This is a genomic window from Rhodococcus sp. MEB041, assembly GCF_030208955.1.
In the GTDB taxonomy this organism is placed as follows: Bacteria; Actinomycetota; Actinomycetes; order Mycobacteriales; family Mycobacteriaceae; genus Rhodococcoides.
Window position 1 is genome coordinate 821,936 of record NZ_JARVSZ010000001.1, and the last position, 26,748, is coordinate 848,683.

General features: G+C 68.3%; 26 protein-coding genes and 1 tRNA gene. 23 read left to right on the forward strand and 4 right to left on the reverse strand.

The window, feature by feature from the left end; genetic code table 11:
• Positions 1 to 5: 5 nt before the first annotated feature.
• The 4 genes from QRN16_RS03855 to QRN16_RS03870 are packed head-to-tail and all read left to right on the forward strand — an operon-like array spanning position 6 to position 3,944.
• Positions 6 to 1,145, forward strand: a complete 1,140-nt coding sequence (locus QRN16_RS03855; RefSeq protein ID WP_027507241.1) for an acyl-CoA dehydrogenase family protein — start codon at positions 6 to 8, stop codon at positions 1,143 to 1,145.
• Complete coding sequence (locus QRN16_RS03860; protein WP_285184662.1) at positions 1,142 to 2,248, forward strand: enoyl-CoA hydratase/isomerase family protein; 1,107 nt, start codon at positions 1,142 to 1,144, stop codon at positions 2,246 to 2,248. Before QRN16_RS03855 ends, QRN16_RS03860 begins: the two co-directional genes overlap by 4 nt.
• Positions 2,248 to 3,141: a 3-hydroxyisobutyrate dehydrogenase gene (gene mmsB / locus QRN16_RS03865; protein WP_056448476.1), complete on the forward strand. Its 894-nt coding sequence runs from the start codon at positions 2,248 to 2,250 to the stop codon at positions 3,139 to 3,141. The genes QRN16_RS03860 and mmsB overlap by 1 nt, the downstream gene beginning before the upstream one ends.
• A 20-nt stretch (positions 3,142 to 3,161) precedes the next feature.
• Entirely contained in the window at positions 3,162 to 3,944 is a 783-nt protein-coding gene (locus QRN16_RS03870; protein WP_027507238.1) for an enoyl-CoA hydratase, read from the forward strand.
• A 69-nt stretch (positions 3,945 to 4,013) separates the two neighbouring features.
• Here the strand turns inward: QRN16_RS03870 and QRN16_RS03875 are convergent, their stop codons facing one another.
• Positions 4,014 to 4,544, reverse strand: a complete 531-nt coding sequence (locus tag QRN16_RS03875; protein ID WP_027507237.1) for a MarR family winged helix-turn-helix transcriptional regulator — start codon at positions 4,542 to 4,544, stop codon at positions 4,014 to 4,016.
• 221 nt (positions 4,545 to 4,765) lie between these two features.
• Between QRN16_RS03875 and QRN16_RS03880 the strand changes: the two genes are divergently transcribed.
• Together QRN16_RS03880 and QRN16_RS03885 are read left to right on the forward strand one after the other, a co-directional pair.
• Complete coding sequence (locus QRN16_RS03880) at positions 4,766 to 5,581, forward strand: hypothetical protein (RefSeq protein WP_056448478.1); 816 nt, start codon at positions 4,766 to 4,768, stop codon at positions 5,579 to 5,581.
• Between the two features lie 69 nt (positions 5,582 to 5,650).
• The gene (locus QRN16_RS03885; RefSeq protein ID WP_285184663.1) at positions 5,651 to 6,298 is read left to right on the forward strand and encodes an alpha/beta hydrolase family protein; all 648 of its coding nucleotides are present in this window, start codon (positions 5,651 to 5,653) and stop codon (positions 6,296 to 6,298) included.
• 27 nt (positions 6,299 to 6,325) lie between these two features.
• On the opposite strand, the gene QRN16_RS03890 is transcribed toward QRN16_RS03885, so the two are convergent.
• The 3 genes from QRN16_RS03890 to QRN16_RS03900 form a co-directional block, all read right to left on the reverse strand.
• A tRNA-Arg gene (locus tag QRN16_RS03890) sits at positions 6,326 to 6,398 on the reverse strand.
• 60 nt (positions 6,399 to 6,458) lie between these two features.
• On the reverse strand, positions 6,459 to 7,160 hold the full coding sequence (locus QRN16_RS03895; protein ID WP_502943977.1) for a DUF305 domain-containing protein: 702 nt from the start codon (positions 7,158 to 7,160) through the stop codon (positions 6,459 to 6,461).
• Between the two features lie 2 nt (positions 7,161 to 7,162).
• Positions 7,163 to 8,044, reverse strand: a complete 882-nt coding sequence (locus QRN16_RS03900) for a thioredoxin-like domain-containing protein (RefSeq protein WP_027507233.1) — start codon at positions 8,042 to 8,044, stop codon at positions 7,163 to 7,165.
• 157 nt (positions 8,045 to 8,201) lie between these two features.
• Between QRN16_RS03900 and argS the strand changes: the two genes are divergently transcribed.
• The 17 genes from argS to QRN16_RS03985 all read left to right on the forward strand — a co-directional run bounded on the left by argS (position 8,202) and on the right by QRN16_RS03985 (position 26,748).
• Positions 8,202 to 9,854, forward strand: coding sequence for an arginine--tRNA ligase (gene argS, locus QRN16_RS03905; protein ID WP_285184665.1), 1,653 nt, complete (start codon positions 8,202 to 8,204; stop codon positions 9,852 to 9,854).
• Positions 9,851 to 11,269 carry a diaminopimelate decarboxylase gene (lysA, locus tag QRN16_RS03910; RefSeq protein ID WP_285184666.1) on the forward strand — a complete coding sequence of 473 codons (1,419 nt, stop codon included), beginning with the start codon at positions 9,851 to 9,853 and terminating at the stop codon, positions 11,267 to 11,269. Before argS ends, lysA begins: the two co-directional genes overlap by 4 nt.
• Positions 11,266 to 12,618 carry a homoserine dehydrogenase gene (locus tag QRN16_RS03915; protein WP_155957165.1) on the forward strand — a complete coding sequence of 451 codons (1,353 nt, stop codon included), beginning with the start codon at positions 11,266 to 11,268 and terminating at the stop codon, positions 12,616 to 12,618. The genes lysA and QRN16_RS03915 overlap by 4 nt, the downstream gene beginning before the upstream one ends.
• Before the next feature lie 91 nt (positions 12,619 to 12,709).
• Entirely contained in the window at positions 12,710 to 13,642 is a 933-nt protein-coding gene (thrB, locus tag QRN16_RS03920; protein WP_056448591.1) for a homoserine kinase, read from the forward strand.
• A gap of 292 nt (positions 13,643 to 13,934) precedes the next feature.
• A complete protein-coding gene (rho, locus tag QRN16_RS03925) occupies positions 13,935 to 16,142 on the forward strand; it encodes a transcription termination factor Rho (RefSeq protein WP_285184667.1) in 2,208 nt (735 codons plus the stop codon).
• 150 nt (positions 16,143 to 16,292) lie between these two features.
• Positions 16,293 to 16,526, forward strand: a complete 234-nt coding sequence (gene rpmE, locus QRN16_RS03930) for a 50S ribosomal protein L31 (protein WP_027507227.1) — start codon at positions 16,293 to 16,295, stop codon at positions 16,524 to 16,526.
• A 101-nt stretch (positions 16,527 to 16,627) separates the two neighbouring features.
• Complete coding sequence (gene prfA / locus QRN16_RS03935; RefSeq protein ID WP_056448490.1) at positions 16,628 to 17,707, forward strand: peptide chain release factor 1; 1,080 nt, start codon at positions 16,628 to 16,630, stop codon at positions 17,705 to 17,707.
• Between the two features lie 45 nt (positions 17,708 to 17,752).
• Complete coding sequence (gene prmC / locus QRN16_RS03940; RefSeq protein ID WP_056448594.1) at positions 17,753 to 18,634, forward strand: peptide chain release factor N(5)-glutamine methyltransferase; 882 nt, start codon at positions 17,753 to 17,755, stop codon at positions 18,632 to 18,634.
• A gap of 61 nt (positions 18,635 to 18,695) precedes the next feature.
• The gene (locus tag QRN16_RS03945; protein WP_027507224.1) at positions 18,696 to 19,358 is read left to right on the forward strand and encodes an L-threonylcarbamoyladenylate synthase; all 663 of its coding nucleotides are present in this window, start codon (positions 18,696 to 18,698) and stop codon (positions 19,356 to 19,358) included.
• Positions 19,359 to 19,483: 125 nt separating this feature from the next.
• Entirely contained in the window at positions 19,484 to 20,572 is a 1,089-nt protein-coding gene (locus tag QRN16_RS03950; protein ID WP_081821490.1) for a glycosyltransferase family 4 protein, read from the forward strand.
• A gap of 1 nt (position 20,573) precedes the next feature.
• On the forward strand, positions 20,574 to 21,035 hold the full coding sequence (locus QRN16_RS03955; RefSeq protein WP_197027871.1) for a Cg1360 family ATP-synthase-associated protein: 462 nt from the start codon (positions 20,574 to 20,576) through the stop codon (positions 21,033 to 21,035).
• Between the two features lie 375 nt (positions 21,036 to 21,410).
• The gene (gene atpB, locus QRN16_RS03960) at positions 21,411 to 22,238 is read left to right on the forward strand and encodes a F0F1 ATP synthase subunit A (RefSeq protein ID WP_502943973.1); all 828 of its coding nucleotides are present in this window, start codon (positions 21,411 to 21,413) and stop codon (positions 22,236 to 22,238) included.
• An 82-nt stretch (positions 22,239 to 22,320) separates the two neighbouring features.
• A complete protein-coding gene (locus QRN16_RS03965; RefSeq protein ID WP_027507220.1) occupies positions 22,321 to 22,563 on the forward strand; it encodes an ATP synthase F0 subunit C in 243 nt (80 codons plus the stop codon).
• Positions 22,564 to 22,568: 5 nt separating this feature from the next.
• Positions 22,569 to 23,132 carry a F0F1 ATP synthase subunit B gene (locus tag QRN16_RS03970; protein WP_027507219.1) on the forward strand — a complete coding sequence of 188 codons (564 nt, stop codon included), beginning with the start codon at positions 22,569 to 22,571 and terminating at the stop codon, positions 23,130 to 23,132.
• The gene (locus QRN16_RS03975; RefSeq protein ID WP_200933823.1) at positions 23,129 to 23,959 is read left to right on the forward strand and encodes a F0F1 ATP synthase subunit delta; all 831 of its coding nucleotides are present in this window, start codon (positions 23,129 to 23,131) and stop codon (positions 23,957 to 23,959) included. The genes QRN16_RS03970 and QRN16_RS03975 overlap by 4 nt, the downstream gene beginning before the upstream one ends.
• Positions 23,960 to 24,087: 128 nt before the next feature.
• Entirely contained in the window at positions 24,088 to 25,731 is a 1,644-nt protein-coding gene (gene atpA, locus QRN16_RS03980; RefSeq protein WP_027507217.1) for a F0F1 ATP synthase subunit alpha, read from the forward strand.
• A gap of 42 nt (positions 25,732 to 25,773) precedes the next feature.
• Positions 25,774 to 26,748, forward strand: a complete 975-nt coding sequence (locus QRN16_RS03985) for a F0F1 ATP synthase subunit gamma (protein ID WP_027507216.1) — start codon at positions 25,774 to 25,776, stop codon at positions 26,746 to 26,748.

Sequence of the window (26,748 nt, forward strand, 5' to 3'; positions counted from 1 at the left end):
CGGACATCTTCGCGCTCGACGAGGACGAGCGCGCGATCAGCGAGACGGCAGCGGATTTCGCCGCGGAGTTCCTCGCTCCGAACGCCGTGGAGTGGGACCGGACCAAGCACTTCCCGGTCGACGTCCTGCGCAAGGCCGCCGCTCTCGGTATGGGCGGGATCTACATCGCCGAGGACGTCGGCGGCTCCGGTCTGCGCCGCGTCGACGCCGTGCGGATCTTCGAGAAGCTCGCCGCAGGTGATCCGTCGATCGCCGCGTACCTGTCGATTCACAACATGGTGGCGTGGATGATCGACACCTACGGCTCCGACGATCAACGGCGACAGTGGCTTCCGGCTCTGTGCTCGATGGAGACCCTGGGCAGCTACTGCCTCACAGAACCGGGCGCCGGATCCGACGCGGCCGCGCTGTCGACCAAGGCGGTGCGCGACGGGGACACCTACGTCCTGAACGGCGTGAAGCAGTTCATCTCGGGTGCCGGCGAGTCCGCCGTCTACGTCGTCATGGCACGCACCGGCGGGCCCGGCCCGTCCGGCATCTCCGCGTTCGTCGTCGAGAAGGACACGCCGGGACTGTCGTTCGGCGCCAACGAGGCCAAGATGGGCTGGAACGCGCAGCCCACCCGCCAGGTGATCCTGGAGGACGTCACGGTGCCGGCCGAGAATCTGCTCGGCGGCGAGGGCAACGGGTTCCGCATCGCGATGAACGGTCTCAACGGCGGTCGCATCAACATCGCGGCCTGCTCGCTGGGCGGCGCGACGGCGGCGTTCGACGCCGCGGTGTCCTACCTCGCCGACCGTCGTGCGTTCGGATCACGGCTGCTCGACGCGCAGGCACTGCAGTTCCGCCTGGCCGACATGCGGACAGATCTCGAGGCGGCCCGGGTCCTGCTCCTGCGGGCCGCGAGTGCTCTCGACGCCGATGCTCCCGACAAGGTGCAGCTGTGTGCGATGGCGAAGAAGTTCACCACCGACGTGGGGTTCACCGTGGCCAACGACGCGCTCCAGTTGCTCGGTGGCTACGGCTATCTCAGTGAGTACGGTCTGGAGAAGATCGTCCGCGATCTCCGAGTGCACCAGATCCTGGAAGGAACGAACGAGGTCATGCGAATCGTCATCGCCCGATCGGTGGTGGGTGCCGCGTGAGCGACACCGCCGCGGAGAACTCCGACGTCCTGCTGACGGTCGACCGCGGGGTCGCCACGGTCACCCTGAACCGGCCGCGCGCGATCAACGCGCTCAGCCACGCGATGGTGCGCGACATCGACGCGGCTCTCGTGCGGTGGGAGGACGACCCGTCGGTGCGCGCCGTGCTGATCACCGGCAACGGGGAGCGCGGACTGTGCGCCGGCGGCGACATCGTCGCGATCCACGACGACGCGAAGGCGAAGGCGGGCGAGAACTGGCCGACGGGGTCCGCCACCGCGCAGTTCTGGCGGGACGAGTACGTCATGAACTCGCGGATCAACCGGTACGGCAAGCCGATCGTCGCTCTGATGGACGGTGCGGTGATGGGCGGCGGAGTGGGAATCTCCGCTCACGCGACGGTCCGCATAGTGACGGAGAAGTCGAAGGTCGCGATGCCCGAGGTCGGCATCGGCTTCGTTCCGGACGTGGGCGGGACGTATCTCCTCGCCCGGACGCCCGGCGAGATCGGCACTCACCTCGCGTTGACCACCGCGCGCATGACGGCGGGCGACGCCGTCGCTGCCGGATTCGCCGACCACTTCGTGCCCACCGAGGATCTGCCGGCGTTCGTCGAGGCCCTGCACACGGGCACCGTCGACACCGCGCTGTCGCTCGTCTCGCCCGTTCCCGAGTCGGCTCTGGCGGCGCAGCGTGAGTGGATCGACGCGGCCTACACGGGCGACGACGCGGCGAGCATCGTCGCGCGGTTACGTGCCGACGGCCGTGACGAGGCCGTCGCTGCGGCCGACGCGATCGAGGCGAAGTCCCCCACGTCGGTGGCGGTCACGCTCCGCTCACTGCGCCGCGCGGCCGCGGCCTCGTCGCTGGACGAGGTCCTCGACGACGAGTACCGCGTGTCCATCGCCTGCCTGGACAGCCCCGACCTCGTCGAGGGCATCCGCGCGCAGGTGGTGGACAAGGATCGTCGACCGCGCTGGCGGCCTGCCCATCTCGACGACGTCACCACCTCCGACGTCGATCGTTTCTTCGCACCGCTCGGCGACGCCGAGTTGGGTCTGACGTCCGCTGCGGCGGACTCCGTCTCGAAAGGACCACAATAGTGAGCACCGTGATCGCCTTCCTGGGGCTGGGGCACATGGGCGGGCCGATGGCGGCCAACCTGGCCGCGGCCGGCCACGACGTCCGAGGCTTCGACCTCGTTCCCGCCTCGCTCGACCAGGCGCGGGAGAAGGGCATCACGGTCGCCGAGTCGGCCGCCGATGCCGTGGCGGGTGCCTCGGTGGTGGTGACGATGTTGCCCAGTGGCAAGCACGTCCTCGACTGCTATGCCGACGTCGTCCCCGCTGCCGGCGCCGGCACGCTGTTCATCGACTCCTCGACCATCGACGTGGCCGATGCCCGTACGGCGGCCGACGTCGCGCGGGCCGCGGGCCACCGCGCCGTCGACGCTCCCGTCTCGGGCGGCGTCGGTGGAGCCACCGCGGGCACGCTGACGTTCATGGTCGGGGGCGACGACGCTGCCGTCGCCGAGGCGAATCCGCTGCTCGAGATCATGGGTCGCAAGATCGTGCACTGCGGACAGAGCGGCAACGGCCAGGCGGCCAAGCTGTGCAACAACATGATTCTCGGGGTCTCCATGATCGCCGTCAGCGAGGCCTTCGTGCTCGGGGAGAAGCTGGGGCTGACCAATCAGGCACTGTTCGACGTCGCCAGCACGGCATCGGGACAGTGCTGGGCGTTGACCACCAACTGTCCCGTTCCGGGACCGGTGCCGACGAGTCCCGCGAACAACGACTACACGCCGGGATTCGCCGCCGCGTTGATGCGCAAGGATCTGGGTCTCGTGTCGGAGGCCGTGCGCGCCAACGGTGTCGAGGCGCAGCTGGGCATGCTGGCCTCGGCGATGTACGAGGCGTACGCCGCCGAGCACGGGGACAGGGACTTCTCCGGCATCGTGCAGGACATCCGTGAGCGTTCGGGCGGTACCGCGTGAGCGACGTCGGGACGCCGAAAGTGGAGACGCAGCAATTCGAGACGATCACGGTCGAGACCAGGGGCCGCGTCGGCGTCATCACGCTGAACCGGCCGAAGGCGCTGAACGCGTTGAACTCTCAGCTGATGACCGAGGTGGTCGAGGCTGCCGTGGCGTTCGATCGTGATCCGGCGATCGGGGCGATCGTGGTGACCGGTTCCGAGAAGGCGTTCGCGGCCGGTGCCGACATCAAGGAGATGCAGTCCAAGACCTACATGGAGGTCTACACGCAGGACTTCTTCTCCGAGTGGGACGCGTTCGCCGCAGTGCGCACACCGACCATCGCCGCCGTGGCGGGTTACGCCCTCGGTGGGGGTTGCGAGCTGGCCATGATGTGCGACATCTTGATCGCAGCGGACACGGCTCAGTTCGGCCAACCGGAGATCGCTCTGGGGGTGATCCCCGGAATCGGTGGCTCCCAACGGTTGACCCGTGCCGTCGGCAAGGCCAAGGCCATGGAGATGTGTCTGACCGGCCGCAAGATGGGCGCCGAGGAGGCGGAGCGAGCAGGGCTCGTGTCGCGGATCGTGCCGGCGGCCGATCTGCTCGCCGATGCGCTGGAGACGGCCGAGACGATCGCCGCGAAGTCGCTGCCCATCGCTGTCATGGCGAAGGAAGCCGTGAATCGGGCGTTCGAATCGACTCTGGCGGAGGGTGTTCGGTTCGAACGTCGCTTGTTCCACTCGACGTTCGCCACCGACGATCAGACCGAGGGCATGACCGCCTTCACCGAGAAGCGTCAGCCGGTGTTCCGCCACCGCTGATCCGGCCGTACCGAGATCCGGTGCGACACTCCTCGCCCGAGCGAGGGGAGTGGCACCGGATCTCTGCTGTCACCAGCCGGACGTGTCCTCGTCGTCGAAGTCCCCGGCGCGCCGCCGGACCCCTGCGAGGATGGACACCAGTCTGTCCAGATCCGCACCCGCGACTCCGGGGAGCCCGAACACGCGGTCGTTGAGATCTTCCGTCGCCTTGACCGCCAATTGCCGTCCTGCCTCGGTGATCTCGACGAGTGTGGTGCGGCGATCCGTGGGGTGCGGTACCCGCGTGACCAGGTCCGCCTTCTCCAACCTGTCGACGGCGTTGGTCACCGAGGTGGGATGGACCTGCAGGCGTGCGCTGGCTTTCGCCATCGGCAGGGCGCCGGTCTTCGTGAAGGTGAGCAGGGTGAGCAACTCGTAGCGAGCGAAGGTCAGCCCCGTGGGTTTGAGGACCTCTTCGACGCGCGCCATCATGATCTGTTGGACGCGCATGATGGACGTGACCGCGGCCATGCCGTCGGCGGCGTCCGACCATCCGTGGCGGATCCACTGACGGTGAGCTTCCGCGATGGGGTCCAGCGGAAGCTTCGGCGCTGACGACATGGGTCGATCTTCCCACGTTCGCACGGTGGATCGACTCGGCGCACGACCGAGTCGATCGCCACATCCGTCACATCTGCATCATGCGACACTTTGGTATCAATGCAGTCTCGACGACCGTGACCTGACGAAACCCGTGATCGAATCGGACCACACGGTTCCCACGGGACCGCACGCGCATCTCGATCCCGAGATCGTCGACCCCGAGCCATTCAGGAGCATGCATGCGTACATTCCGTCGGCCTCGTCGAACGGTGGCCGCCCTGGCCATCGCCTGCGCCGGAGCGCTCGCGCTGCCGGCCGTCGCCTCTGCCGATCCGGCACCCGCTCCGGACCCGTTCCAGCAGGCGCTGGCCACTCTCGAGGGATCCGCTGAGCCGGGGGACGTCGCCCTCGAGGCGGCGCGCGCCGTGCTGGGTGCTGCACCGTCGGTCGATGTCGCGGAGCCCGCCGGTACGAACCCGCTGGCGCTGCTGGACGCTGCGAACGGACTGCTCGGCGGCTTCGGTCTCACGCCGTTCTTCTACCCGACGGCCGCGATCAACTGCTCCGCGCTCCCGGGTGCGCCGCTCGGCATCGTGCCCGCGGTCGCCGGTTCGGCTCCCGGCCCGTACACGCCGAAGGTGCCGGGTGTCACCATTCCGACACTGCCCGGGATCGACACCACGATCGCCGATCCGGGCGAGACGCTGTACGCCTTCGTTCCGGCGCCCGGCGGCATCGTGAACGACGGTGCGAACAAGTCCGGCATGCAGGTGGCGTGGTTCAACGTCAACACGCTGAAGGGTGGCTTCGCCGACATGGGTGGTCTCACCGACGTCGTCCTCGCGGAGATCATCGAGCCACTGGGTGAGCCGTTCCGTTCCATCGGACGCGACCTGCTGACGAACAACCTCTCGAAGTTCCCCAACGCCGGTGTGCGCCTGGCACCCGTCGCCACGGGCTCGGGCACCGTGTTGTCGGCGATCTTCGGCCAGGTCTCGCACGACGGCAAGACCTGCGCGTTCTTCCCGACGGTGGGGCTCACGCAGGTTCCCTGACACCGGACGCACGAGAAGAACGGGCATCGACCGCTGTGGTCGGTGCCCGTTCTGCGTTACGGTCGCGGCATGACGGAGGGAACGGCGCGGGAGTGGCGAGCCGACGGGATCCACGGCGTCGTCCACGAACCTGCCGGCGCACCCGTCGCGACGGCCGTGCTCGCCCACGGTGCGGGAAGCAACTGCGACGCAGCGATTCTGGTGGCCGTCGCCAACGAGCTCGCGGACCGTGGGGTACTGACGGCGCGGATCGATCTCCCGTTTCGTCAGGCTCGGCCCAAGGGCCCTCCGAACCGAGCGGGCGCCGCCGCGGATCGTGCCGGTATCGCCGCCGCGGTGCGGGCGCTGGATGCGCGGGGACCGGTGATCGTCGGGGGTCACTCGTACGGCGGCCGTCAGGCCTCGATGCTCCTCGCCGAGGACCCCGACATCGCGGACGCTCTTCTCGCACTGTCCTATCCGCTGCACCCGCCGACGAAGCCGGACACCCTGCGGACCGAGCACTTCCCGGGCATCGCCGCTCCGACCGTGATCGTGCACGGCTCGCGGGACCCGTTCGCCACCGGCGACGAACTGCGCGAGCACACGGCGCGGATCGGGGGAGCGGTGACCATCGTGACTATCGAGGCAGCGGGACACGACCTGGCGCCTGCGAGGAAACCGACGGCCCGGCTGACGGCCGACGCCGTGATGACGGCGCTCCTGGCGAACGACTGACGGTGCTCGCACCGGGCGAGTGAGGGGTGCCCCCGGCAGGATTCGAACCTGCGGCCTTCCGCTCCGGAGGCGGACGCTCTATCCCCTGAGCTACGGGGGCGCACCGGAGCGAACTCCGATGTGCCGTTTCGGGCGGTGCCAACAGTAGCGCATCACGCGATCAGAGCGGAGCAGCACCCTTCTCGGTGAGCATCTGCGTCATCAGCTGAGCCTCCGAGGTCTGGGTGTTCACCATCGTCTGCGCGAGATTGCGCACCGCGGGCGTCTCCGCATGCACCGCGCCGTACTCCATCATCGGCAGACCACCCTCGTGGTGGCGCAGCATCAACTGGAGGAACAGCACGTCCAGTGCCGGACCGGTGGCGGCGCGCAGCGCCGTCATGTCCTGCGTGCTCGCCATACCCGGCATGGTCTGCACGGGACCGGTGGACGAGCCGGACCCGGACATGGACGACATCGACGAGCCGGACATGGAGTGTCCGCCGTCCTCCGTCATCCAGCCCATGTAGCCGCCCGTCGGCAACGGAGCGGCGTCCCAGAGCGCCAGCCAGCCCTGCATCTGCCCGGCCTGGTTCTGCTGTGTCGTGAGGATGTCGTACGCGAGATTCTTGACCAGCGGATCGGAGGCGCCACTGAGCGCGATGGTCGCCATCTCGATCGCCTGGTTGTGGTGCACGGTCATGTCCTGCGAGAACCCGACGTCGGCCGAATCGGCGCCCGGTGTGGGTGCCGGATCGTCCCGCAACGGGGTCTGCGCGAGGAAGCCGACGGCGAACCCGATGACGAGCAGGGCCACCGCGCCCAGGACCAGCAGCGCCGACCGCTGACTCCGCTGCGCCGTGGGCCGCTCCTCCGTCGTCACGCTCACGGTGTGGGCACTGCCGCGCCGTCGGTGGGCAGGCCGTCGGTGGGCAGGCCCAGCCCGCCCGGGAGCTGACCCGCACCCGTCTCGGAGGCGTCGGGGGTCAGGCCCTCGCCGCTCATCGGCACCGCGTCGGGGCCCGGTGCACTGCCGTCGAACGGCGGCGGGTTGTCCTGGTCGAAGGTCTCCGGCGTCGTGGAGCAGCTCGCGCCGACCTCGGGGTAGGCGTAGCGGTTCAGGCGGAGTGCGGCGATGAAGTGGTCGATCCGGGGGTCGTCGACACTGTCGAGCTTGAGCTGGTGGCCCCACGACTGCAGCGAGATCGGGGAGTCGAGTCCGGGGTAGGCGGACATGAGCATGTACTGCTGGTTCTCGACCTTGGCGGCCAGCGTCGAGATCTGGTCCTCGCTCAGGTCGTCCGGGTTGTAGGCGATCCAGACGGCGCCGTGCTCGAGCGAGTGCACGGCATTCTCGGTGCGCAGACCGTCCGGGTAGACCGTGCCCATGCAGTTGGCCCACACCTGGTCGTGCGGGCCACCGAACGGCGGCGACTGGTCGTAGGCGACACGCTGCGAGCCGGTGACGTGCAGCGCAGCGGGATAGTCCTGCGTGACCACGCCGTCGATGCCGGTCGACGGGTCCTGGTTCTCCTCGGTGGGAGCGAAGCGCTGCGCCTCGGCGCGGTCCTGGTACTTGGGCACCAGGTTCCAGGCCAGGGCGCCGATCAGCGCGATGACCACGACGGATGCCGCCACCGTCAGCCACGGGATCTGGCGCCGCTTGCCCGATCCCACGCTGGAGGGGACACCACCCTTGTTCCGGGTGCCGGTCTTGCTGGCAGCCTTGATGGCCTTGGCTGACTTCTTGTCGGAACCGCTTGGCATGGTCGGAGCGCTCTTTCGATCGAGGAGATGAGTGGCCGCCTACTCGAGGCAGCCCCACTGTACGGAGGGAGTCTGAGCCCTCGCTGAAGCGCTCCCGTCGGACCCACCGGTGACCGCGGTCGGGGTGCTGTGCAGCGAGACCATAGGATAAGGCCCCGTGACTCCCGCCGACCTCGCCGAACTGCTGCATGCCACCGCAGCGGCCGTGCTCACCGAGCACGGACTCGATCCTGCCGTGTTGCCCGCGACGGTGACGGTGGACCGCCCGCGCAACCCCGAGCACGGCGACTACGCGACCAACGTCGCGATGCAGGTGGCCAAGAAGGCGGGCGTCAGCCCCCGCGACCTGGCGACCTGGCTCGCGGACGCTCTGGCCGGTGCCGACGCTGTCGAGGCCGTCGACGTGGCCGGTCCCGGATTCCTCAACATCCGGCTCGCGAAGTCCGCTCAGGGCGCCATCGTGGAGCGCGTGCAGCGCGAGAACGATCGCTACGGCTGGTCCGACGAGCTCACCGGGACCTCGATCAACCTGGAGTTCGTCTCGGCGAACCCCACGGGTCCCGTGCACCTGGGCGGCGCCCGCTGGGCCGCGGTGGGCGACGCCCTGGGGCGCATCCTCACCTCGCGGGGTGCCGCGGTCACCCGCGAGTACTACTTCAACGATCACGGCGCGCAGATCGATCGGTTCGCACGCTCGCTGGTCGCCTCGGCGCTGGGTCTGCCCGCTCCGGAGGACGGCTACGCGGGCGAGTACATCGCCGAGATCGCCGCGGCCGTCGTCACGCAGCGACCGGACGTGATGGGTCTGCCCGACGACGAGCGGCAGGAGGTGTTCCGAGCCCTCGGCGTCGACGCGATGTTCACGAAGATCAAGTCGGACCTGCACGAGTTCGGCACCGACTTCGACGTGTACTTTCACGAGAACTCGCTCTTCGAGTCCGGCGCGGTCGAGCGCGCTGTGGAGACGCTGAAAACCTCGGGCAACCTGTACGAGAAGGACGGGGCCTGGTGGCTCCGCAGCACCGAGTACGGCGACGACAAGGATCGTGTCGTGGTCAAGAGCGACGGCAACGCCGCGTACATCGCCGGCGACATCGCGTACTTCCAGGACAAGCGATCTCGCGGGTTCGACCTGTGCATCTACATGCTCGGCGCGGACCACCACGGCTACATCGGTCGGCTCAAGGCCGCTGCCGCAGCCTTCGGCGACGATCCGGCGACCGTCGAGGTGCTCATCGGTCAGATGGTCAACCTCGTCCGCGACGGTGTCGCCGTGAAGATGAGCAAGCGTGCGGGCACGGTGATCTCTCTCGACGACCTCGTGGAGGCCATCGGGATCGACGCCGCGCGGTACGTGATGGTGCGGTCGTCGGTCGACTCGTCGATCGACATCGATCTCGCGCTGTGGGCGAGCCGGAGCAACGACAACCCGGTGTACTACGTGCAGTACGCCCACGCCCGGTTGTGTTCTCTCGCCCGCGGTGCCGAGGAGCTGGGCGTCTCCGCCGCGGATCCCGACTTCGCTCTGCTGACCCATGCCGCGGAAGGTGACCTCGTCCGTACCGTCGGGGAGTTCCCCCGCGTCGTCGTCAGTGCGGCGGGGCTGCGCGAACCCCACCGGATCGCCCGGTACCTCGAGGAGTTGGCGGGTGCCTATCACCGGTTCTACGGAGCGTGTCGAGTACTTCCCCGAGGAGACGAGGATCCGATGCCCGTCCACACAGCGCGGCTCGCCCTGGGCGACGCCACCCGGCAGGTCCTGGCCAACGGCCTGGCCATGCTCGGTGTCAGTGCACCGGAGAAGATGTGAGCGCGCATCCCGCCGGGCCGCGGCACGCCGAGCAGTCGGGCCCCGGCACGCCGGAGCGTCCGGCGGACAGCGCGGCACTCACGGACCTTCATCCGAAGGTGTTTCCCCGCAACGCAGCTCGTGGTGACGACGGTGTCGTGACGCTGGCCGGTGTTCCGGTGACGGAACTCGCCGCCACGTACGGCACGCCGCTGTTCGTCATCGACGAGGACGATTTTCGGTCGCGCTGCCGCGAGATGGCGGAGGCGTTCGGTGCCCCCGAGCGGGTGCACTACGCGTCCAAGGCCTTCCTGTGTGGGGAGATCGCTCGCTGGGTCGCGGACGAGGGGCTGTCCCTCGACGTGTGCTCGGGCGGCGAGCTGGCGATCGCACTGAACGCGGGCTTCCCGGCGAACCGGATCGCGATGCACGGCAACAACAAGTCACGGGCCGAACTGGAGGCGGGAGTGCGCGCCGGTGTCGAGCACGTCGTGCTGGACTCGATGATCGAGATCGACCGGCTCGACGAGGTCGCTGCCGCGGCGGAAACGGTGCAGGACGTCCTGATCCGCATCACCGTCGGGGTCGAGGCACACACGCACGAGTTCATCGCCACCGCCCACGAGGACCAGAAGTTCGGCTTCAGCCTGTCCGACGGCAGCGCGCTCCGGGCCGTCAGTCGGGTGTTCGAGACCGACAATCTGCGCCTCGTCGGCCTGCACTCGCACATCGGATCCCAGATCTTCGAGGTCGACGGGTTCGAGCTCGCGGCTCACCGCGTGATCGGGTTGCTGCGCGACATCAAGGCCGAGTTCGGCACCGAGAAGACCTCGCAGATCACCGTGGTCGATCTCGGCGGCGGCATGGGCATCCACTACGTGCCGGGGGACAACCCGCCTCCCGTGCAGGATCTGGCCGCCAAGCTCGCCCACATCGTCGAGTCCGAGTCGGCGGCCGCCGGGATCCCTACTCCGACACTGGCAGTGGAGCCCGGACGCGCGATCGCGGGACCGGGCACCGTGACGCTGTACGAGGTGGGCACCGTCAAGGACGTCACCGTCGACAGCACCCACACGCGCCGCTACATCAGCGTCGACGGGGGCATGAGCGACAACATCCGGACCTCGCTCTATCAGGCCGAGTACGTCGGCCGCCTCGCGTCGCGTACGTCGGAGGCTCCGGCCGTTCTGGCCCGGATCGTCGGAAAGCACTGCGAGAGTGGCGACATCGTCATCCGCGACACGTGGCAGCCCGAGGATCTCGGTCCCGGTGACCTGTTCACCGTGGGCGCGACGGGTGCGTACTGCTATTCGATGTCGTCGCGGTACAACCTTCTGCCCCGTCCGGCCGTCGTCGCCGTGCGGGACGGGCAAGCGCGGCTGGTACTCCGCCGCGAAACGTTCGACGACCTGCTCAGCTTGGAGGTAGACCGGTGACCGCTCCAGAATCGTCAGTGTCGTCGGAGGCCGCGGCCTTCGTCAGTCCCGTGGACAAGCCGATCGGCGTCGCCGTCCTCGGTATGGGGAACGTCGGCAGCGAGGTCGTGCGCATCCTGCTCGATCACGCCACCGATCTCACCGCCCGCGTCGGTGCGCCGCTCGTGCTGCGGGGAGTCGCGGTGCGCGACATCGGCAAGGACCGCGGCATCGACCCCGACCTGCTGACCACCGACGTGCGCGCACTCGTCGCGCGCGACGACGTCGACCTGGTGGTCGAGGTGCTCGGCGGCATCGAGCCGGCCCGCGAACTGATCCTCGCCGCGCTCAACGCCGGCAAGTCGGTCGTCACGGCCAACAAGGCACTCCTCGCCGAGTACACCGGTGAGTTGGCCGACGCCGCCGAGAGCCACCGCGCCGACCTGTACTTCGAAGCCGCTGTGGCAGGGGCCATTCCGGTGGTCCGGCCGCTGATGCAGTCTCTCGCCGGCGACCGGGTGAACCGTGTCATCGGCATCGTCAACGGCACGACGAACTTCATCCTCTCGGCCATGGACGAGACGGGTGCGGACTACGCGGACACGCTCGCGGAGGCGGGACGGCTGGGATACGCGGAGGCGGATCCGACGGCCGACGTCGAGGGCTTCGATGCTGCGGCGAAGGCCGCCATCCTGGCCTCGCTCGCGTTCCACACGCGGGTCACCTCGGCCGACGTACACCGCGAAGGGATCTCCTCGATCACCGCGGCGGACATCGCCACCGCGCGTGCGTTCGACTGCACCGTCAAGCTTCTCGCGCTGTGCGAGCGTGTGAGTGACGACGACGGCAACGACCGCATCTCCGTCCGCGTCTACCCGTCGCTCGTACCGCTGTCGCACCCGCTCGCCTCGGTGTCGGGTGCCTTCAACGCCGTCGTGGTCGAAGCCGAGGCCGCGGGACGGCTCATGTTCTACGGCCAGGGTGCGGGCGGCGCTCCCACCGCGTCCGCCGTCATGGGCGACCTGGTGATGGCGGCGCGCAACAAGTTCTACGGCGGCCGTGGACCCGGCGAGTCGACGTACGCCAAGCTCCCCGTCGCACCCATGGGGGACACCCCCACGCGGTACCACGTCAACATGCAGGTCGCGGATCGCGCCGGAGTGCTCTCCGCCGTCGCGGCCGAGTTCGCCAAGAACGACGTCAGCATCTCCACGGTGCGCCAGGAGGGCGCGAGCAAGCATGCCCGTCTCGTCGTCGTCACGCACCGCGCCAAGGACTCGGCTCTGGCGGCCACCGTGGACGCGCTGAAGGAACTCGACATCGTCACCGCCGTCACCAGTGTTCTCCGACTCGAGGGAACGTCCGAATGATCGGGATCTCGATCGCGGGATCGACTGTGGCGCCAGGGTCGTCGGTGAACCCGGCTGCTCCCGAGTCGGCATAGTGGCCGGGCCGGCCGACGTGACGAGGACACTCACCACCGGGACGGTGGCGCACGCCCGCGTGCCTGCCTCCAGTGCCAACCTCGGACCAGGGTTCGACACACTGGGGCTCGCCCTGGGTCTGTTCGACGACGTCGTCGTCACCGTGGCGGAGTCCGGGCTCGACATCGAGGTCGACGGTGAGGGTGCGCGCGAGGTTCCGTGGGGTCCGTCGCATCTCGTCGTGCGAGCGATCGAGCGTGGTCTCGAGTCGGCCGGCGTGTGGGCGGACGGCTTGAAAGTACGCTGCCACAACAGGATTCCTCACTCTCGCGGCCTCGGCTCGTCGGCGTCGGCGGTGGTCGGTGGGCTCGCCGCGGCCAACTGCCTCGCGGCGTCCCTGGATCCGGCTCTCGCGTTGTCGCCCGAGCAGATGGTGCAGCTGGCCGCCGAGTTCGAGGGTCATCCGGACAACGCGTCGGCCAGCGTGCTCGGCGGCGCCGTGGTGTCCTGGAGCCGCGAGTCCGGCCCGCCGGAGGGGCCGCGGGCCTATGCGGCCGCCCGTCTCGACGTGCACCCGGACATCGGTGCGACGGTGCTCATCCCGACCGAACGGTCGTCCACGGCGCACACGCGCGGACTGTTGCCCGACCTCGTTCCGCACCGCGACGCCGCGTTCAACGCGAGTCGATCCGCGCTCGCGGTCGTGGCCCTGACGACGCGACCCGATCTGTTGATGGTGTCCACCGAGGATCGCCTGCACCAGCCCTACCGGGCCTCCGCCCTGCCGGTGACGTCGCGATGGGTCGAGACCCTGCGCGCACACGGGCACGCCGCGACGGTCTCGGGCGCCGGACCCACCGTGCTCGTGCTCGGAACGGCGAGCATCGCGCGCGAGTTGGCCGACCGCGCCGGGGACGACGGGATGACGGTGCTGGAGCTGGAGATCGCGGACGGCGTCACGACGCGCTGACGCGGACATTCTTGCCCGTACCTCGCATCACGGCTATTGTGGTACGCGTCCGTACATCGTGCGCAGTCAGCGCGCCGATTTCTCCAGGGCATTACTTCCCGGCCTCGAGCTCCAGCGGTGCCGCCGTCGTCGATCGGCGCGCCACGGCCGCCAGGGAAGTCGCATCCTGGAACAGCCTTCGCTCTTCTGCACGACGCGAACGTACGCGGCATCCGAGTTCGACACGAGAGTCGAACGGCGGAACGAACCCTCGATCTGCGCACCAGGCGCGCGAGGGAAGGAAAGGACCTCCGTGACCGATACGGAATCTATCGCTGCTCCGGCGACCCAGTCCGACACGCGCCCGCGCACGTCGCGCCGCGGTGCCGGACTCTCCGGGATGGTGCTCACCGAGCTGCGCGGACTCGCGTCCGAACTCGGCATCAAGGGTGTCTCCGGGATGCGTAAGGGCGACCTCGTGTCCGCGATCGAGGCCAAGCAGGTGCCCGCGTCCGCGGCTGCCACCGAGGCACCGTCGCGCGCACCCCGCGTGAGCCGGTCCGCGCCCGCCGCCACGTCGGACGCACCGTCCGCCGGTGTGTCCGACGCCGTGGCCCCTCGGGATTCCGGAGCCGACGGTGCGAGCGCCGGCGCCTCCAGCTCCGACGCCGGTACCCCCAGCGCCGACACCTCGGGTTCCGCCGGTGCAGCGTCCGACGGCGCGAACCCCGACGGCCCGCGTCGCACGCGGAACCGTCGCGGAGCGACCCGCCGTGCCGGCGCCGCGGAGTCGACCGACACCGCCGCCGAGTCGCAGAACGACGCTGCGCCTGCGCAGGACGGCCGCGCGCACCAGTCGACCGACGCGGCAGCGTCCACCACGACGGCTCCGGCCGAGACCACCCGCACCGACGGTGGCGACGACCGCGACCAGGGCGAGGGTGATCGTCAGAACGGGGACCGGCCGCGCCGCGAGCGCCAGGGCCGCAGCCAGGGCGATCGCAATCAGGGCGACCGCAACGATCGCAACCAGGGCGAGCGCAATCAGGGCGACCGGAACGATCGCAACCAGGGCGACCGGAACGATCGCAACCAGGGCGACCGCAACGATCGCAACCAGGGCGACCGCAACCAGGGCGACCGGAACGATCGCAACCAGGGCGACCGAAACGATCGCAACCAGGGCGACCGCAACCAGGGTGACCGCAACAACGGGCCTCGTGACAACGGTCCCCGCGACGACGAGGACGGCGAGGGCCGCGGCAGGCGGGGACGTCGTTTCCGCGAGCGTCGCCGTGGGCGCGATCGTGACGGTGCTCCCGAGGGCGGCGGCAACCAGCGTGATCGTGAGCGCGAGCCCGAACTGCGCGACGACGACGTCGTGCAGCCCGTCGCCGGCATTCTCGACGTGCTCGACAACTACGCGTTCGTCCGGACCTCGGGATACCTCGCGGGACCGAACGACGTGTACGTCTCCATGAACATGGTGCGCCGCAACGGCCTCCGTCGCGGTGACGCACTGACCGGTGCCGTGCGAGTGGCCCGCGAGGGGGAGCAGAACAACTCCCGGCAGAAGTTCAACCCGCTGGTCCGTCTCGACACGGTCAACGGTGCGCCGCCGGACGGCAACCGCAAGCGGCCGGAGTTCAACAAGCTGACGCCGCTGTACCCGAATCAGCGGCTGCGCCTCGAGACCACGCAGAACATCCTGACGACGCGCGTGATCGATCTGGTCATGCCGATCGGCAAGGGGCAGCGTGCGCTCATCGTGAGCCCGCCCAAGGCGGGTAAGACCAGCGTGTTGCAGGCGATCGCGAACGCCATCGCGACGAACAACCCCGAGTGCTACCTGATGGTCGTGCTCGTGGACGAGCGTCCCGAAGAAGTGACCGACATGCAGCGCAGCGTGAAGGGTGAGGTCATCGCCTCCACCTTCGATCGCCCGCCGGGCGACCACACCTCGGTCGCCGAGCTGGCGATCGAGCGCGCCAAGCGGCTGGTCGAGGACGGCCGCGACGTGGTGGTGCTGCTCGACTCGATCACGCGTCTGGGCCGTGCGTACAACAACAGCTCGCCGGCCTCGGGTCGCATCCTGTCCGGTGGTGTCGACTCCACGGCGCTCTACCCGCCCAAGCGCTTCCTCGGTGCCGCGCGCAACATCGAGAACGGTGGATCGCTCACCATCATCGCCACGGCGATGGTGGAGACCGGCTCGACAGGTGACACGGTGATCTTCGAGGAGTTCAAGGGCACGGGCAACGCCGAGCTCAAGCTCGATCGCAAGATCGCCGAGCGGCGCGTGTTCCCGGCGGTGGACGTCAATCCGTCGGGCACCCGCAAGGACGAGCTCCTGCTCAGTCCCGATGAGGCGGCCGTGCTGCACAAGCTGCGTCGGGTGCTCTCCGGGCTCGACTCGCACCAGGCGATCGATCTGCTGATCGACCGACTGAAGAAGAGCAAGAACAACATCGAGTTCCTCATGTCGGTCTCCAAGACGGCGCCCGGTTCGCCGGAGGACTGACCCCCGAGGATCGACGGAACAAACGTCTCGGCACCGATGTTGAGACGATTACCAGCGCGGACAGCTGCTCTGGCATACTGATCGGCCGAGTCCGGTTCCGGTTCACGCACTCGACAGTCGAGGCGACCCGGCGACCATGAAAGGGACACCATGAAGGCAGGAATCCACCCCGATTACACAGCGACGACAGTCGTGTGTGGTTGCGGACATACTTTCGAGACCCGCAGCACCAACTCGGCGGAGCGCATCAACGTCGAGGTCTGCTCGCAGTGCCACCCGTTCTACACGGGCAAGCAGAAGATCCTCGACACCGGCGGCCGCGTGGCTCGCTTCGAGGCTCGCTACGGCAAGCGCGCAGGCAAGAAGGCCGACGCCGACAGCTAGCTCTTCCGCCGACGCCCGTTCCGAGATTCGTCTCGGGGCGGGCGTCGGTCGTTTCTGCACCATTGTTCGTTGACATTCTTCGGTTCGACAGGGAGAACACCGTGGCCGCCTCCGCGACACCGTCCGCGATCGACGACATCCTCGCCGAGCACGCCGGACTCGAGCGCGACCTGTCCGATCCCTCGCTGCACGACGATCCGGCGGCGGCTCGCCGCGCCGGGAAGCGGTTCGCGCAGCTGGCCCCGATCATGAGTGTGTACTCCAAGCTCAGTGCCGCCCGCGACGATCTCGAGGCGGCCCGCGAGCTCGCTGCCGACGACGCCGGCTTCGCCGCGGAGATCCCGGCGCTCGAGGCGACCGTGGCCGAGCTCGACACCACCCTCACCGACCTGCTCGCGCCCCGTGATCCTCACGACGCCGACGACGTCGTGCTGGAGGTCAAGTCGGGTGAGGGCGGCGAGGAGTCCGCCCTGTTCGCGTCCGATCTCGCTCGGATGTACGTCCGGTACGCCGAGCGCCACGGCTGGCGGGTCGAGATCCTCGACGCGAACGTCTCCGATCTGGGTGGGTACAAGGACGCGACGCTGTCCATCAAGGCGCGCACCGACACCGCCGACGGTGTGTGGTCGCGGTTCAAGTTCGAGGGCGGCGTGCATCGGGTGCAGCGTGTTCCCGTCACCGAATCGCAGGGACGAGTGCACACGTCGGCGGCCGGCGTCCTGATCTACCCGGAGCAGGACGAGGTCGAAGCCGTCCAGATCGACGAGACCGATCTGCGCATCGACGTCTACCGCTCGTCCGGCAAGGGTGGCCAGGGCGTCAACACCACGGACTCCGCGGTGCGCATCACGCATCTGCCCACGGGCATCGTCGTCACCTGTCAGAACGAACGCTCCCAGCTGCAGAACAAGGCGAGGGCGATGCAGGTGCTCGCCTCGCGGCTGCAGGCGGCGGCCGAGGAAGCGGCCGACAAGGAGGCGGCGGCCGGGCGTGCGAGCCAGGTGCGGACCGTCGACCGGTCCGAGCGCATCCGCACGTACAACTTCCCTGAGAACCGCATCACCGACCACCGCATCGGCTTCAAGTCGCACAACCTGGACGCCGTTCTCGACGGTGACATGGACGCGCTCCTCGACGCGCTCGCCGCGGCCGACCGACAGGCGCGGCTCCAGGCGGAATGACCTCCGCGTGATCGCCGGGCCGACCGGCAGTGCGAAGCTGTGTCGGTGAGTCGCGTCCCGCTACGTCTGGCCATCGTCGAGGCAACCCGCGTCCTGACCGAGGCCGGCGTCCCCAGCCCGCGGGTCGACGCCGAGTTGCTCGCCGCGCATCTGCTGTCGGTTCCCCGCGGGCGGCTCGGCCTGACCCCGTTGGTGGAGCCCGAGGTAGCCGAGGCCTACCGTGCGACCGTCGCGCAGCGTGCGAAGCGAATTCCGTTGCAGCACATCATCGGAACGTCGTCACTGGGGGAGATCGACGTCGAGGTGGGCCCCGGGGTGTTCGTCCCCCGCCCGGAGACGGAACTGTTGCTCGCCTGGGCACTCGCGTTCCTCGAGTCCGCCGGGCGGCATCCGCCCGTCGTCCTCGACCTGTGCACCGGAAGCGGCGCACTAGCCCTCGCGATCGCCCACGCGCGCCCGGACGCCGTGGTGCACGCGGTGGAGAAGGATCCGCACGCGTTGGCGTGGGCGCGGCGCAACGCCGACCTGCGGGCGTCGGACGGCGACACTCCCGTGCATCTGCATCACGGTGACGTGACCGAGAGGACGGTGCTCACGGAGCTCGACGGCACCGTCGACCTGGTCGTGGCGAACCCGCCCTACGTGCCGACGAGTGCGCGGCTCGATCCCGAGGTGATCGACCACGATCCGCACGTCGCGCTGTTCGGTGGCCCGGACGGGCTGTCCGTCATCGAGCCGATGATCGCGAACATCGCGCGGTGGTTGCGGATCGACGGGGGAGTGGGCATCGAGCACGACGACTCCCACGGAGACCGGGTGGTCGCCCTCCTGGAGGGGCGAGCGGTGTTCGGAGACGTGTCCCAGCATCGGGATCTCGCGGACCGCCCACGCTTCGTCGTCGCTCGTCGGCAGCGCCGGATCACCTAGGACGCGAGATCGCGCCACCGCTGCGCAGGCGTGCCGTGCACGCAGTGGCAAGATGGGCCGGGTGTCCACCGTCTACGACTGCTCCGATTCCGCCTCTCGCGCGGCAGGTCTCGATGCCGCCAAGCGTGCGCTGTCGTCCGGCCGACTGGTCGTGATGCCCACCGACACCGTGTACGGGCTGGCCGCGGACGCCTTCGACAGCAGCGCCGTCACGGATCTGCTCCGCGCGAAGGGGCGCGGCCGCGACATGCCGGTGCCGGTGCTCGTCGGGTCCTGGCACACGATCGACGGCCTCGTGCTGGGAGTGCGGCAGGCGGCGCGCGATCTCATCCGCGCGTTCTGGCCCGGAGCGCTGAGTCTCGTCGTGCACCAGGCGCCGTCGCTCGCGTGGGACCTCGGCGACGCCCGCGGCACCGTCATGCTCCGCATGCCGCTGCATCCGGTGGCTCTCGAACTGCTGCGCGAGGTGGGCCCCCTGGCCGTCTCGAGTGCGAACATCTCCGGCCGCCCGCCCGCCGTCACGGCGGAGGACGCCCGCGTACAGCTCGGCGGGTCCGCGGCCGTGTATCTCGACGGCGGTCCGGCCGAGCATGCGCTCGCGTCGACGATCGTCGACCTGACGGGGGACACCCCGCGCATTCTCCGCGTCGGCGCAGTCTCGACGAGCGAGATCGCCGAGGTCCTCGGCGTGACCGCCGAGTCGCTCGTCGCCGGAAGCGCCTGACGAATGCCGCACTCGGCTCCGCCGCGGGAGTCACCGTGGTGACGGCCGTGCCCGCGCACGCGAGTGCGCTCCTGGCGCAGTCGGACGGAGGCGCCGGTGTCCCCATCCGCGAGCTTCTTCTCGTCATGCTCACGGCAGCGGTGGTGACGTTCCTGGTCACCGGAGCCGTCCGGCTCGGCGCTCTGCGTTTCGGCGCGGTGGCCGTACCGCGTGAGCGCGACGTCCACGTCACCCCCACTCCCCGGCTCGGGGGTATCGGCATCTACCTGGGGCTGCTCGTCGCGCTGCTCTTCGCGCAGAAGTTGCCGGCCCTCACCCGAGGGTTCGAATTCACCACGGACGTCCAGGCGGCCCTGGTCTCCGGGTTCATCATCATGGCCGTGGGTGTGGTCGACGACCGGTGGGGCCTGGACGCGCTGACCAAGTTCGCCGGTCAGGTCACCGCGGCCGGTGTCCTGGTGCTGATGGGCGTCAGCTGGTACCTGCTGTATCTGCCGTGGGGCGAGGGGTCGACGCTGATCCTGGACCAGCTGCAGGCGGGTCTCGTCACCGTGCTCATCGCCGTGGTCATGATCAACGCGATGAACTTCATCGACGGTCTCGACGGCCTCGCCGCGGGCGTCGGCCTGATCGCCGCGGTGGCCATCTGTCTGTTCTCCGTCGGACTGCTCCACGAGCAGGGCGGTGACGTCAGCGCCTACCCGCCCGCGATGATCGCCGCGGCCCTCGCCGGTGCGTGCCTGGGGTTCCTGCCGCACAACTTCCAGCCGGCGCGCATCTTCATGGGCGACTCGGGTTCCATGGTCATCGGCCTCATGCTCGCCACCGTCGCGACCAGTGCATCCGGACGTATCGGGCTCAGTGCCTACGGCACGCGGGACCTCCTGGGTCTGCTGACCCCGTTGCTGCTGGTGGGCGCGATCATGTTCATCCCGATCCTCGACCTGCTGCTCGCGATCGTGCGTCGCACGCGTGCAGGCCGCAGCCCCTTCAGCCCGGACAAGATGCACCTGCATCACCGTCTGCTCCAGATCGGTCACTCGCATCGCCGCGTGGTGCTGCTCATCTACTTGTGGGTCGGTGTGCTCGCGTTCGGGGCGGTCGGCGCGTCCCTGTTCGATCGCCGCCTCGTGGTGCTGCTGCTCGCCGGCGGACTCGTCTTCGCCCTGGTGGTCACCGCGGTGCCGTCGTTCCGGGATCCGGGCCGCCGGTAACCTGCGTGTCGTGACCTTCTCGCCCGCACCGATCCCGTCCTCCACCGCACCGCTCCGCGCCGCCGTCCGGTACGGCGTCATCGCCCTGCTCGGCCTCGCCGTGGTCGCCGCGATCATCGCGGTGCTCGTCGCCGGCCTCGAGGGTCTGTGGGGCGCGCTGCTCGGGTCCGCGGTCGGTGGTCTGTTCATCCTCGCCACCGCCGCATCCGTCCTGTTCTCGGCCAAGTTGCCGCCGACCGCGGTCGGGGCCGTCCTGCTGGGCGGGTGGATCGTGAAGATGCTGATCGCGGTGATCGTGCTGGGACTGCTGCGGGGGATGGACTTCTACAACCGCCCGACACTGGGCATCGTGGTGCTCGCATCCCTGGTCATCGTCCTGGGCGCCGAGATGTACGGCATCTTCCGGCAGCGTGTTCCGTACGTCGATTCTCCCGCGGGCGACCCCGACTCGGACGTTCAGTAGTACGACATTTTGTAGTAGTGTCGTCCGCGGAGCGACCCCCGACACAACTCAGCGTGTTGTGTTGATAAAGTTCCTTTCGAGCGAGGGCTTACCGGGCGTAACGGACACATCGCGCCGCCCGGAACCGTCTTTGCAGGTGATCGACGTCACCGAAGCTGTTTCTCGTAGTCCACGCCATGTGAGAGTGTGTACCGCGACGAAGCGTCCGTTTCGAGACGTCGCGTCACCGAGTCGACGAAGTCGCCGACACCCGACAGACGCGGGACCGTGAGCACGGTCCGACGCGGCTGACGACTACTCGAGCCGACCCGAGTCGACTTGTAGATCGTCCTAGCTCGATCGTGCCCGAATGCCATATGTCCGATCGAACCGCGGGTGTCCTTCGCCTGCGGCCGAACACGGGAGAGACCGCTGAGCGTCACCAACTTGGCCGCGGAGTTCCATCCGCCGTCACTGTCCGACTTTTTCCCACCGGCCATCCTGTTCGAGGGCACCCCGTTCGAGCTCGACCGGCTGATGCTGGTCCGCATCATCATGACGGTCGTTCTTCTCGCGTTCTTCAGCCTCGCGATGCGCAGCCCGAAGATCGTGCCCCGCGGTATCCAGAACCTCGGTGAGCTCGCACTGGGCTTCGTCAAGGATCAGATCGCAGACGAGGTTCTCGGCAAGGAGCAGGGCAAGCGCTTCCTGCCCGTCATCGCGACCATCTTCTTCGCGGTGCTGTTCCTCAACTTCTCGGGTGTCATCCCCTTCATCAACATCTCGTCGAATGCCCGAGTGGGCATGCCGATCGTGTTGGCAGCCCTCGCGTACGTCGTCTTCAACTACGTCGGTATCAAGAAGTACGGGTTCTTCAAGTACGTGAAGAGCAGCATCGTTGTTCCGAACGTGCCGATCGCGCTGCACCTGCTGCTGATCCCCATCGAGTTCATCTCGACGTTCATCCTGCGGCCCTTCACGCTGACCGTGCGACTCATGGCCAACATGCTCGCCGGCCACATCATGCTGGTGCTGTTCTTCAGCGCGACGCAGTTCTTCTTCTTCGAGGCGGCGACCGGCATGAAGGTGTTCGGCCTGTTCTCGCTCGTCGCGGGATTCGGCTTCACGCTGTTCGAGCTGCTGGTCATCTTCCTGCAGGCCTACGTGTTCGCGCTGCTGACGGCGGTCTACATCGACCTCGCCCTGCACGCCGACTCGCACTGACCCACCCACCGACTCTCCAGCCACCAGACAGACCTGACCCGCTGCCGACCGGTCGTGGGCAACAGAAAGGGAACACATCACAATGAGCCTCACCTACCTCGCGCAGGAAGCACAGGAAGTCACCGGCGCAGGCTACGGAGCCATCGGCTACGGCCTCGCGGCCATCGGCCCCGGCATCGGCGTGGGCATCGTGGTCGGTAAGGCCATCGAGGGCATCGCGCGTCAGCCCGAGCTCGCCGGCCAGATCCGCACCAACATGTTCCTCGGTATCGCATTCACCGAGGCCCTCGCGCTGATCGGCCTCGTCGCCGGCTTCATTTTCTGATCGCCATGTCGACATTCGCAGTCCTCGCAGCAGCGGAGGGGGAAGAGGACATCAATCCTCTCCTCCCCGCGACCTACGACATCGTCTGGTCTGCGGTCTGCATCGCCGTCATCGGGTTCTTCTTCTGGAAGTTCGTGCTCCCGCGATTCCAGACGGTGCTCTCCGAGCGGTCCGAGAAGATCGAAGGCGGGATCAAGCGCGCCGAAGAGGCACAGGCCGAAGCCAAGGAGGCGCTCGAGCAGTACCGCGCCCAGTTGGCCGACGCACGCCAGGAAGCCGCCAAGATCCGTGAAGACGCACGCACCCAGGGTCAGCAGATCCTCGCGGAGATGAAGACCAGTGCACAGGCGGAGAGCGACCGCATCGTGGCCTCCGGTCACCAGCAGCTCGCGGCTCAGCGTCAGCAGATCGTCACCGAACTGCGTGCCGATCTGGGCCGTACGGCTGTCGAGCTGGCCGAGAAGGTCATCGGCGAGCAGCTGTCCGACGACGTCAAGCGTGCCGGCACGATCGATCGTTTCCTCGACGAACTCGATTCTGTCGGCGCAGATTCCGCTAGCGGGAAGTGAGCACCATGTACGCAGCGAGTCGTGAAGCCCTCGCCGAGGCCCGCACCGTCCTGACGGCCGAGCTCGATGCGGCGTCGGATGCGACGTCGGCTGCCGCCGGCGCCGGATCCGACCTCTTCGGGGTCGTGTCGGTGCTCGACGGACAGCGTCCACTGCGCGCCGCACTCGCGGACGCGTCGGCTGCTCCGGACGCGCGACGCGCGCTCGCGGGCCGCCTGTTCGACGGCAAGATCGGTGCAGCGGCCACCGCCGCACTGCAGGCCGCCGTCGCACAGAACTGGTCGTCGGCCCGTGACCTCACCGACTCGCTCGTACTCCTGGGCCGTGAGGCACTTCTGCGCGCGGCGCAGGACCAGGATCAGTTGGGCACCGTGGAGGACGAGCTGTTCCGTCTCGGCCGCATCATCGCCGGCGATCCTGCCCTCGAGCAGGCGCTGTCCGATCGAAGCAAGCCCGCCGAGGCGTCGGGATCGCTCCTGTCGACGTTGCTCTACGGCAAGGTCACCGCGATCACCGAGGCCCTGGCGATCCAGGCCGTCGGCCGACTGAAGGGTGCTGCACCGGCATCCGTGTTCGGCGAACTGTCCGCACTCGCGGCCACTCGTCGTGACAAGGAGGTCGCTCACGTCCGCAGCAGCACCGAGCTGAGCGACGATCAGATCTCTCGGCTCACGTCCAGGCTGGAAGGTATCTACGGCAAGTCCGTGACCGTCCACGTGGAGGTGGACCGGGAACTGCTGAGCGGACTGGTGGTCCGTGTCGGCGACGAGGTCATCGACGGCAGTGGTGCGGGTCGTCTCGCCTCCCTGAGGAAGTCGCTCCGGTGAGCGGTACGCATCGCAGCACCCGAGTTCTGTAGCAAGCCCAGTTCGGTAACAAGCCCCACCCCGCGTTTCGGACGTCGACCGCACAGCCGGTCCGGCCACGAAACACCAGACAGTGAGAGCAGGAAAACATGGCGGAGTTGACGATCTCCTCCGACGAGATCCGTAGCGCGATCGAGAGCTACACAGCGAACTACGCACCGGAGTCCTCTCGTGAAGAGGTCGGTCTGGTGTCCGACACGAGCGATGGAATCGCTCACGTGACGGGCCTCCCGTCCGCGATGTCGAACGAGCTGCTGGAGTTCCCCGGCGGCATCCTCGGCGTGGCACTGAACCTCGACGACCGTGAGATCGGTGCCGTCATCCTCGGTGACTACGAGCACATCGAGGAAGGCCAGGAAGTCAAGCGCACCGGCGAGGTCCTCTCGGTCCCCGTCGGCGACAACTTCCTCGGACGCGTCATCGACCCGCTGGGCAAGCCCATCGACGGTCTCGGTGACATCGAGTCGAACGAACAGCGTGTCCTGGAGCTCCAGGCGGCATCGGTGCTCGAGCGCCAGCCCGTCGAGGAGCCCCTCGCGACCGGCATCACCGCCATCGATGCCCTGACGGCCATCGGCCGCGGCCAGCGTCAGCTGATCATCGGCGACCGCAAGACGGGCAAGACCGCCGTCTGCGTCGACGCCATCATCAACCAGAAGGCCAACTGGGAGACCGGCGACGCCGACAAGCAGGTGCGCTGCATCTACGTCGCCATCGGCCAGAAGGGTTCGACCATCGCGGGCGTCAAGTCCGCTCTGGACGAGCACGGCGCCATGGAGTACACGACCATCGTCGCCGCTCCCGCGTCCGACTCGGCCGGCTTCAAGTGGCTCGCCCCGTACACCGGTTCGGCCCTCGGCCAGCACTGGATGTACCAGGGCAAGCACGTCCTCATCGTGTTCGACGACCTGACCAAGCAGGCCGAGGCATACCGCACCATCTCGCTGCTGCTGCGTCGCCCGCCGGGCCGCGAGGCGTACCCCGGTGACGTCTTCTACCTGCACTCCCGTCTGCTCGAGCGGTGCGCGAAGCTGTCCGACGAGCTCGGTGGCGGTTCGATGACGGGTCTGCCGCTGATCGAGACCAAGGCCAACGACATCTCGGCCTTCATCCCGACCAACGTCATCTCCATCACCGACGGCCAGGTCTTCCTCGAGTCGGACCTCTTCAACAAGGGTGTCCGTCCCGCCATCAACGTCGGTACCTCGGTGTCCCGAGTCGGTGGCGCGGCGCAGACCAAGGGTCTGAAGAAGGTTGCCGGTTCGCTCCGTCTGGAGATGGCTCAGTTCCGCGAGCTGGAGGCGTTCTCCGCCTTCGCGTCCGACCTCGACGCCGCGTCCAAGGCGCAGCTCGAGCGCGGTGCCCGCTGGGTCGAGCTGCTCAAGCAGGACCAGTACACCCCGGTGTCCGTCGAGGACCAGATCGTCTCGATCTACCTCGTCGACGCCGGCTACTACGACACGGTCCCGGTCGAGGACGTTCGTCGCTTCAACCGCGAGCTCCTCGAGGATCTGCACCGCAACGCGTCGAGCGCCTACGAGGCGATCGCCGGCGGCAAGGTTCTCAAGGACGAGGCCGCCGACGCGATCACGAAGGCGACCGACGAGTTCAAGCAGGGCTTCCTGACGTCCTCGGGCGAGCGGATCGTCAACGAGGCAGAGGCCGACGCGCTCGACAAGGGCGACGTCGACCAGGAGAAGGTCACCGTCACTCGCAAGACTGTCAGCAAGTGATGAGCGGACCCGTGGCACGTCGAACAGGGAGTGAGGTGACAGATGCCCAGCATTCGTGAGCTGCGCTCCCGGATCAGGTCGACCAACTCGATCAAGAAGATCACCAAGGCGCAAGAACTGATCGCGACCTCGCGCATCACCAAGGCGCAGGCCCGCGTCGAGGCGTCGAAGCCGTACGCCACCGAGATCACCAAGGTGCTCTCGGCGTTGGCCAGTGCCTCGGGTTCGCTGGACCATCCGCTGCTCACCGAGCGTGCGGAGCCCAAGCGGGCCGCCGTGCTCGTCGTGACCAGCGACTCGGGTCAGTGTGGTGGCTACAACTCCAACATCCTTCGTGAGGCCGAGGAGCTCCAGCAGCTCCTCAAGTCCGAGGGCAAGGAGCCGGTCATCTACGTTCTGGGCCGAAAGGGCCTGACGTACTACACGTTCCGTGATCGCGACGTCAAGGGCGCGTGGACGGGCTTCTCGCAGCAGCCGGCGTACACCGATGCCGCGAAGGCCGCCAAGCACCTCGTCCAGCTGTTCATGGCGGGGTCCGGCGAGGAGATCGAGGCACCGAACGGCGAGGGCACGGTCGAGGGTGTGGACGAACTCCACATCGTCTACACCACCTTCGTGTCGATGCTGTCGCTCAAGCCGACGGTGCGCCGCATGGCTCCTCTGGAGATCGACTACGACGACGAGGAGATCGAGCTGGGTGCAGACATGCTCAGCGACTCGCCGTCGTCGAAGGAGGTCACCGCGCAGTACGACTTCGAGCCGGAGGCGGACACGCTGTTGTCCGCGCTGCTCCCGAAGTACGTGAGCACCCGCATCTACGCCGCACTGCTCGACGCGGCGGCATCCGAGTCGGCCGCTCGTCGCACCGCGATGAAGGCCGCCACGGACAATGCCAACGATCTGGTCAATGCCCTGTCACGCCAGGCCAACCAGGCACGCCAGGCTCAGATCACCCAGGAAATCAGCGAGATCGTCGGCGGCGTCGACGCGCTTGCCGCGAGCTCAGGAAGAGACTGA

What these genes read in the sequence shown, in the direction of transcription:
- QRN16_RS03965 (WP_027507220.1), top strand. Translation starts at nt 22,321, where the DNA reads ATGAGCCTCACCTACCTCGCGCAGGAAGCACAGGAAGTCACCGGCGCA.
- atpA (WP_027507217.1), top strand. Translation starts at nt 24,088, where the DNA reads ATGGCGGAGTTGACGATCTCCTCCGACGAGATCCGTAGCGCGATCGAG.
- QRN16_RS03950 (WP_081821490.1), top strand. Translation starts at nt 19,484, where the DNA reads ATGCTCACGGCAGCGGTGGTGACGTTCCTGGTCACCGGAGCCGTCCGG.
- rpmE (WP_027507227.1), top strand. Translation starts at nt 16,293, where the DNA reads ATGAAGGCAGGAATCCACCCCGATTACACAGCGACGACAGTCGTGTGT.
- QRN16_RS03885 (WP_285184663.1), top strand. Translation starts at nt 5,651, where the DNA reads ATGACGGAGGGAACGGCGCGGGAGTGGCGAGCCGACGGGATCCACGGC.
- QRN16_RS03880 (WP_056448478.1), top strand. Translation starts at nt 4,766, where the DNA reads ATGCGTACATTCCGTCGGCCTCGTCGAACGGTGGCCGCCCTGGCCATC.
- QRN16_RS03875 (WP_027507237.1), bottom strand. Translation starts at nt 4,544, where the DNA reads ATGTCGTCAGCGCCGAAGCTTCCGCTGGACCCCATCGCGGAAGCTCAC.
- QRN16_RS03970 (WP_027507219.1), top strand. Translation starts at nt 22,569, where the DNA reads ATGTCGACATTCGCAGTCCTCGCAGCAGCGGAGGGGGAAGAGGACATC.
- QRN16_RS03900 (WP_027507233.1), bottom strand. Translation starts at nt 8,044, where the DNA reads ATGCCAAGCGGTTCCGACAAGAAGTCAGCCAAGGCCATCAAGGCTGCC.
- QRN16_RS03985 (WP_027507216.1), top strand. Translation starts at nt 25,774, where the DNA reads ATGCCCAGCATTCGTGAGCTGCGCTCCCGGATCAGGTCGACCAACTCG.